The 8,011-nt window shown below is 33.0% G+C and carries 7 protein-coding genes; all 7 read right to left on the bottom strand.

Translation table 11 applies throughout. From position 1 onward, the window contains the following. Positions 1–1,570 (bottom strand): hypothetical protein (locus ACT3CD_RS17085; protein WP_444646881.1); only part of this gene is annotated, 1,570 nt, incomplete at its 3' end. A gap of 618 nt (positions 1,571–2,188) precedes the next feature. Further along, positions 2,189–3,049 carry a lysostaphin resistance A-like protein gene (locus tag ACT3CD_RS17080; RefSeq protein WP_444646880.1) on the bottom strand — a complete coding sequence of 287 codons (861 nt, stop codon included), beginning with the start codon at positions 3,047–3,049 and terminating at the stop codon, positions 2,189–2,191. 165 nt (positions 3,050–3,214) lie between these two features. Next, positions 3,215–3,562: a type II toxin-antitoxin system PemK/MazF family toxin gene (locus ACT3CD_RS17075; protein ID WP_444646879.1), complete on the bottom strand. Its 348-nt coding sequence runs from the start codon at positions 3,560–3,562 to the stop codon at positions 3,215–3,217. Next, the gene (locus ACT3CD_RS17070) at positions 3,552–3,782 is read right to left on the bottom strand and encodes a hypothetical protein (RefSeq protein ID WP_444646878.1); all 231 of its coding nucleotides are present in this window, start codon (positions 3,780–3,782) and stop codon (positions 3,552–3,554) included. The genes ACT3CD_RS17075 and ACT3CD_RS17070 overlap by 11 nt, the downstream gene beginning before the upstream one ends. Positions 3,783–5,041: 1,259 nt before the next feature. Beyond that, on the bottom strand, positions 5,042–5,338 hold the full coding sequence (locus tag ACT3CD_RS17065; protein ID WP_444646877.1) for a hypothetical protein: 297 nt from the start codon (positions 5,336–5,338) through the stop codon (positions 5,042–5,044). A gap of 214 nt (positions 5,339–5,552) precedes the next feature. Then, entirely contained in the window at positions 5,553–6,305 is a 753-nt protein-coding gene (locus tag ACT3CD_RS17060) for a hypothetical protein (protein WP_444646876.1), read from the bottom strand. A 175-nt stretch (positions 6,306–6,480) separates the two neighbouring features. Next, positions 6,481–7,779: an nSTAND1 domain-containing NTPase gene (locus tag ACT3CD_RS17055; RefSeq protein WP_444646875.1), complete on the bottom strand. Its 1,299-nt coding sequence runs from the start codon at positions 7,777–7,779 to the stop codon at positions 6,481–6,483. Positions 7,780–8,011 lie beyond the last annotated feature (232 nt).

Genomic DNA, 8,011 nt, shown 5'->3' with positions numbered 1-8,011 from the left:
CAATATCCAAATCGTCATCAGGATTACTCTTTACACTACTGGTGGTATTGCTTCGGCTAGCGTTGTGATCCTGAGCTTTCCCTGCATTTGTATCTTCATTATCCAAATCGTCATCTGGATTACTCTTTACACTACTGGTGGTATTGCTTCGGCTAGCGTTATGATCCTGAGCTTTCCCTGCATTTAAATCTTCAATATCCAAATCGTCATCAGGATTACTCTTTACACTACTGGTGGTATTGCTTCGGCTAGCGTTGTGGTCCTGAGCTTTTCCTGTATTTGTATCTTCATTATCCAAATCGTCATCTGGATTACTCATTACACTACTGGTGGTATTGCTTCGGCTAGCGTTGTGATCCTGAGCTTTTCCTGTATTTGTATCTTCATTATCCAAATCGTCATCTGGATTACTCATTACGCTACTGGTGGTATTGCTTCGGCTAGCGTTGTGGTCCTGAGCTCTTCCTGCATTTGAATCTTCATTATCCAAATCGCCATCAGGATTACTCATTACACTACTGGTGGTATTGCTCCGACTAGCGTTGTGATCCTGAGCTTTTCCTGTATTTGTATCTTCATTATCCAAATCGTCATCTGGATTACTCATTACACTACTGGTGGTATTGCTTCGGCTAGCGTTGTGATCCTGAGCTTTTCCTGTATTTGTATCTTCATTATCCAAATCGTCATCTGGATTACTCATTACGCTACTGGTGGTATTACTTCGGCTAGCGTTGTGGTCCTGAGCTTTTCCTGCATTTGAATCTTCATTATCCAAATCGCCATCAGGATTACTCATTACACTACTGGTGGTATTGCTCCGACTAGCGTTGTGATCCTGAGATCTTTGATTCGAAAAATTTAAATTTAAACGGATTCCAAAATTGATATTCATCGTTGAAAATAAAAAATCTCTATTTTCAAATGGAATATCATTCGCTAAATCAGCATCAATTCTACCGCGATCATCAAGGGCACTGGTAAGATCCCTGATTTGATAGTTTATTTTTTCATTATAATTTGTGGTATATTCTGTAGAAGCAAAAAAGAGCAATCCATTACAAATTTCAGTTCCTATGTTTATTCCAAAACGAGTATTTAATCCACTTGAATTAGATCCTTTTAAATTTATAGAAACAAAATCGGTTTGAGGATAAAAATCTATAACTTCAGGAATATCAACAAACGAAAGTCCTAAATACCCATAAAACTGAACAAAAATTTTATTGACGTCGATATTGTATAGAGGACCAATACTCATCGAAAGCGAGTTCCATTTTTCATTAGAAACTCCCAATTTATTTTTTATAGGTAAAGCTGTATAATTGGTGTTAAGGCCTATAGAAATATTGTTGCAAAAAGTTTTACTAACTGCGAAACCACTATTAAAACCTGACTCGGAAAAACTTTTAAAATCGCCCACAGGTGAACTTATTCCATTAACAAAATCTAAGGTAAAAGGCGTTAATTTACTTGTTGAATATTGTGCGTAACTAAAACTAAAAAACAATAACATGACACTCGTAAATAATGATTTTACAAGTGTTTTAAAATTTTTAATTATATACATGCTATAAAATATTTATTTTGTTACGTATTTTGAGCAATTAATTTAACCAATATAAACTAAACATATTAAATCAGATTTAGTTGTACCCATGGCGGAACTAAATACCTGCGGGATAGCTCATTCCATGAATAGCATAAATATTTTTAGTCACAAATCATTATAACTAAACCATTTACTTGAAAATAAAACAGTTATGAGTAACAAAGACAGGCTTAACTATTATTGAGCAGGCCAGGGTACTTATTCCTGAATTTAAAGACAACAAAGCCTGAAAACTGAAACATAAGGTGGCGCTTTGTTGCCAGAGACTACCGGAACACACAAAGTTGAAGCGTTTCTGCATCGATTTTGCCTGCATGTCATGCCGGCTGGGTACGCAGAATCGGGCCATAACGAAGTAGTTGACTTTTAGACAAACACGACGTCATCCGTCGGGTCGATATATTTCACTCTCTAAAATGGTAATTTTTAAGCCTAAAAGGATAAAATCAGCACAGTACAAATACGGGAATGTTCTTCCCAAAAACATAAAAAAACGACAGTAGGTTCATAGTATTTAGTTGTAGGTCTGCCGGAATGTCCGTCAACCTGGGGTAATCGCCGGGTCGTGCAGCCCGCTCAGACTCCTATATATTGTAGCTTGTTTTTCACGATTTTATTTTCTTTTATTGATAATTTCAAAAATATAATACAAATTATGAGTAGTAAAATTATAGACAAAATAGAATCTTCTATGCCAAAGTCACTTCCTATTAGTAAAATGGGCCCATCAAAATTGGAATTGATTATATATCCTTCTTCTGTTCCAGAGAGATTAGAACCATAAAAAGGTTGAGCAAAGTTCCATCCTAAATGAAACGCAAAAGGCAACCATAACCTTTTTGTATAGGTATACATTATGCTATGTGCAAAACCAAAGGTTAATAATAGTAGAACAGACAATAATGTAACATTGTCATTCAACAAATGTGGTACTGTGAAAATTATAGATATTATTAGTAAAGCCAAATAAGTTCCTAACCATTTTTCAACAATTCTATATATAATTAGCCTAAAAAAAACTTCTTCAATTAAAGCTGCAATTACAAGAAATGAAAATGGTGCTAATAGATAAGAAAAGCCAGATATACTATCAACTGTATAATAACCGAGTAAATAAAGAATTAATATTACCAACGATAGAACCAAAAACCCAAATAGAAAACCACCTAATAATTCTGTTCTTAAATTTGTTTTAGTCAGTTCTTTAATTTCTCGTTTTTCATATATTTTAAAAAAATAAAAATAGCTTAATAATAAAACAATAACAGAAATATAATTTATAATAGCATCTCCAATTGGCTTACTGTCAATAAAGTGATGTATTAAAGGTTTTGTAATCAAATTTTGTATTCCGATAAGTATTCCAAGACAAATTGTAATTCCTAAAACTATTTTGATTACAGGAAAGTGTATTATTTTTTTTAATGTAAGTTTCATCAATAAATTTCAGGTTTATTATAAATAAGCTACAACGGTTGGCGTCATGGTTAGTAAGGGATTGCGGGCTTTTACCTATCAAATTAAAGCAAAATTTAGAGCGGGTTACTTTGCCCCGAAAACCACAAAAACCCTTATTAACTATACCGCGTGTGGTGTCGTGCATTATTCAAGGTCAAGTATTATTTGAATATTTTCTTTTACCAATTCAATCAGTTCATCAGGTAAAACGCCAAGTCTTTTTGTCAATCGTTTATTATCAATCGCACGAATCTGGTCAATCATAATATCACAAGCCTGATGCAAATTTGCAGTCCCTTTTTTTAGATGTACTCTTAATATCTCTGAATCCTTTTTTACGTTTGTTGTAATCGGGCACACAATAGTCGATGGGTGAGGAATCTTGTTTAGTAGATTTGTCTGTATCGCGAGAACTGGTCTTGTTTTTCCTGGTTCAGTTCCAATCTGAGGATTCAAATCCGCAATCCAAATTTCAAATTGGTTAATCGGCATAATCAATCTCCTCAAAATCTTTAAGTACAGACATTGAATCCGCTTTAACTAATTCAGATTCTTTTTTAAGTTTTTTCTCCAAAATCTGTTTGCGTTGAAGTTTATTATAAAACTCAATCGCTTCGTTTATATATCGATTCCGTGGTTTCTTAATCCGAGCAAGTATTTTCTCAGTCTCGCCGAAAATCGAATCGTCTATTTTTAAGGATATTGTTTTCATGATATTTTATTTGTATATCACAAAAGTATATCTTTTTAGTATACTAGTCAAGTGTATTTGTCCGTGTTTTTACCAAAAACTTTTAGTCATAAATACTCAAAAAACACTGTAATCAACAACAGAGGAGTCAGAATCAACATCACTCTAATAGCTCCTGTACCATTAGTATTTTTAGTATCAACATTATAAGTCAATGCTTTTAAGCCGATAATGTAAGTATCTTCCAGCATTTTATCTTAGTTTTCATGTTTGCAGAATCCCGGGACGCATGCACCACAACGCCCCGCGGTATGGAACGTTTGGGAGAGCGGGTTTCGTTCATATCTACCGTTACCAAACTTTGATGCGTGGCAGAATACTCGAATAGCTACTTTCCCCCAAATGTTTTATGACCGCTTGTTACCGCCTGGTGATAATTTGTCCGATAATTCAATCGTTGGATATTGTGCAACTGTTTATCATTTTTCAGAAAGCTTAGATTTTACCTTCGCTTTCAAATTTTTCGTTTCAAACGTTTCTGCTAATAAAACCCTTTGCTATATCTTGTTTTGAATTACCGGTCTTTAAATCAATCCTCCATCTAATTGCAGAAAACAAATCCAGCCTCAGTATTTAAAAATGAATCAGACCGTTATCTGCTTAAAGTTTTGTTAATAATCTATTCGTTGGTGCTTTTATTACTTCAATCAGATTATTGGTCTCTAAATCAATTCGCAGGATGAAATTTTCATCTCCAGTAAATTCAATCCTTAATCCAATTGCAGAAAACAATAAAACCTCAGTATTTGAAAATAAATCAGACCGTTATCTGTTCAAAATCATGTAAATAATCTATTCATAAACGCTTTTATCAATCCAATCAAATCTTTGCTTTCTCATTGCAGAAAAGTTATCCGATTGCAGTGTTTAAATCTTTCGTTATCAATCAAAATATCTTAATGTTTCTTTTCAAAGCCGCACTACCTTTTGATTAATTCTCATTCTCAATCAAGTAAATAGACGGTTGAATTTTCGGTCTTTCACTTGGCGGTAACGTCCCCATAAAGCCATTATCGTTTATCTCTTAAAAGCGTTATTACATTTATATTGTCTTTGCCTATAATTTTTCGAAAAAACAGACAATGAATTTACTAATTCGCTGATATTTATCAAATAAGTTGAACAAAAGCAGCACAATGCAAGTAGGAGCATTCTTCCGAAAAACATAAAAAACGGCAGTAAGTGCATAATATTCAGTTATAGTTCTACCGGGATGTAGTTCAACCTAAATTAAATCTATTTTTTGACTGACCATTTGGTGTTTCATTTTCACCAGTCAGAAATGCTGCCAAAGTCTCAATTAATAGTGAACAAGCTGCTAATTGAAGAAATCCATTTTTGTATTCAACGTTAAATATATTTTTGTCTTTCTTTATTCCGTCTTTTTCATACAAAGCTGTTTCTGAATTCTTATAATCAAACATTTTCAGGTATCTGGTATATAGTCTTTCATACAAATATTCTGCAATTTTAGATTTATTCTCGTGATTCGTTATCATAGTTTCCATATTATCCATAGAAATACTTATGAGTTCTCGGTCGAAGTTGTAATATCTTGTAAATGTAGTCATTCTGGTCTTTTTAAATTGAGCACAACGTTTACGCGGTATGCGATTTGCGGAGATTTCGAAACACAATCCTATCAAATTGTTGGAATGGTTATTAGCTGTACTCACTTTCGAACTTACACCATCCCCCGCATTGCGTATGACCGCCTGTAGTACGCTGATGTTAATATCTTGATTTTATCGCATTAATTAATAAATCTACATCTTTCTTTTCCATTCGCCGAGCTATATTATTTGCTATTCTATCAATTTTTTGGTCGTTAAATTCATATAATTCTGTTTGAAATGCAGAGGCCAAATCAGCCAAATATATTTTCGGAAAATTTTTAATCCTTGAATAAAAGGCGTCTAAATCATAGAAAGATACGATTCGTTTTTTCTTAAATTCAGGTATTTTATTTTTTAATTCTTCGGGGAATTCGCCTGAATGCTTCAAGGTATTATTAACATCCTTCAGTTGCGATATTTCCAGAAAACCTTTCAAATTTTTGGGTTTTATATTTCTACTTCTTAGAAAAGCAATCAATAAATCCCATTTATAAAAATCATTTGTCTTTGTCCCAGAAAAAGTTGTCCTAATAAGTTTCTTAATGTTTATTTCTAAAAACTTAAATTCATAAAGAATTTTCATCTCTATCAATGCCCATATTTCTTCTTTGATATATTCTATGTCAATTAAGCAATAATGTTTATCGATTTCGATGTTCATCATTTCTTGCTCAGTTTTTTCCTTTGTTTGACTTTTATCAAGGTCATTATGCTTTTGATTAAGCTTGTCTATTTCATTTATTAGTCTTTCTATTTCCTTATCTGCTGATGACTCGAATGAATTATATAAATCAAAAGTAAATGTATCAAGATACATTTTTGCCGAAGATCTTTCTTCTTGAAATTCATTCCTGTCAAACTCTTCCATAATGGTTCAATTAAGTGCGGACTTTTTTACATTTGTGTACAACGGTAAATTATAAGTTACGTGGCGTATTGCGGGTGATTTCCTGTCCGAATACGAAAGAGTAAAACCTGCAGTAATCCGCCATTGGCAAACCACAGAGCCCGCCATAGAATTTATAAAATGTTATGCGCTACCATTATAATTCCTTTAATTGACAATAAACACGAAAAACAGGATTTACAAATTCATATAACCCTTGTCTTTCTTCACTCTTGACTAAAACAGGTCCAAATCTCTTATCAATTAATCTTGGCAATAATTGATCGATGTAGTCAACTTCCCAATCCGCAGCATCTTTGCGTACCTCCTTTAATGCAATTTTCCCCATCTCGTCTGTAAAGATTGCATTACCTTCTGGCTGTGACGCTAGTAAAAACAATAACGTTTTCCTTCCCTCAGATTCACCTATGGCTCTTTGATACTGAGACTCCAATGTTGGAAATGCTATTCCGTTTTTAATATCATTTAAAACTTCACTAAATATAGCATCATTAATGAAGTCTTTGGCATACTGATTTGACTTGTTTACACATTCTTTTCCTAGAAGTTGTACTAAATATGGATATCCTTGTGATTTTGAAGATATTGCCTCTACTACAGTACCATCAAAAGTGATTTTATTTTCAAATAATTCTTCAGCTCTATTTATTATTGATTTGGATTCATAAGGTTGCATTTTCCCTACTTTTAAAGCCCCTTCTTCTAAAAGCCGTTCAACAGAATTATGATCATGAACTAAATCCATTAAATCATTTCCAATACCACAAATTGCAAACTTTACTGTATCCGAACTTAAAGATTTAATCAAAGAACCAATATTATCTTTGTTTTGAATCACATCAAATTCATCAAGAATTATTAATAAACCATCACGTTTCATTTTATTTTGAACTTGATGTGTTACAATTGCACTAACAAAATTTCTAAAAGTCTGTACTAAGTCGTTTTCTACAACTTTTGCATACTTTGAAGAATCTATTCCTTTTATTCCCCATTTTACTAACTTTAAATCAGTTCCTCCTTCAATTTCTGTTACTCTTCCGAATTCCACAAGTTCTTTCCCATCATCTGGCACCAAACGTAATAATCCATCTTCATTGTTTTGGTCATTTAATAGTCTTGATAATAAATCTTTTGTGTCTAAGATCATTGAGTCACATGTGTAATATACCGTAAGATACCTTCTTGGCTTTTTTGGTGTGAGGTGTACTAATCCTGCTTTTTTAAGCAATGTATAGTCACCTAGTGCGATTTGTTGGATTTGTCTCGCTAAAGAAGATTTTCCTACACCTCTTTTACCATAAATCGCTATCAAATTTAAAGGAGTATTAATTGCCTTTATGCACTTAGTTATTAAATCGGATCTTCCAATAAATCTATTTGGGTCTTTAATTACATCCGAAGTAAATCCGATTTCAGGGTTTATTTTATTCATGATTTATGATTTGTTAGTTGCTGTTTTGGTTGGGCACAACGTTTTAAATATGGGGCGTTTGGCATTTGAAACCCTAACCTATCAAACCGCTAAATATATTATTAAATGTTACCATATTCAAGATTAGCACTATCTGCCAAATGACCTATATTTTTTGTTGAACTAAATCCCTACGGGATAGCCTTTCTCAAAAATAGCATAAATCCATTTAGTTACAAATCGTAATAACTGT

This window comes from Geofilum sp. OHC36d9 (assembly GCF_052400685.1).
In the GTDB taxonomy this organism is placed as follows: Bacteria; Bacteroidota; Bacteroidia; order Bacteroidales; family Marinilabiliaceae; genus CAZHHH01.
The sequence above is the reverse complement of the archived record's forward strand: the minus strand, read 5'-3'. Positions and strand labels throughout refer to the sequence as shown.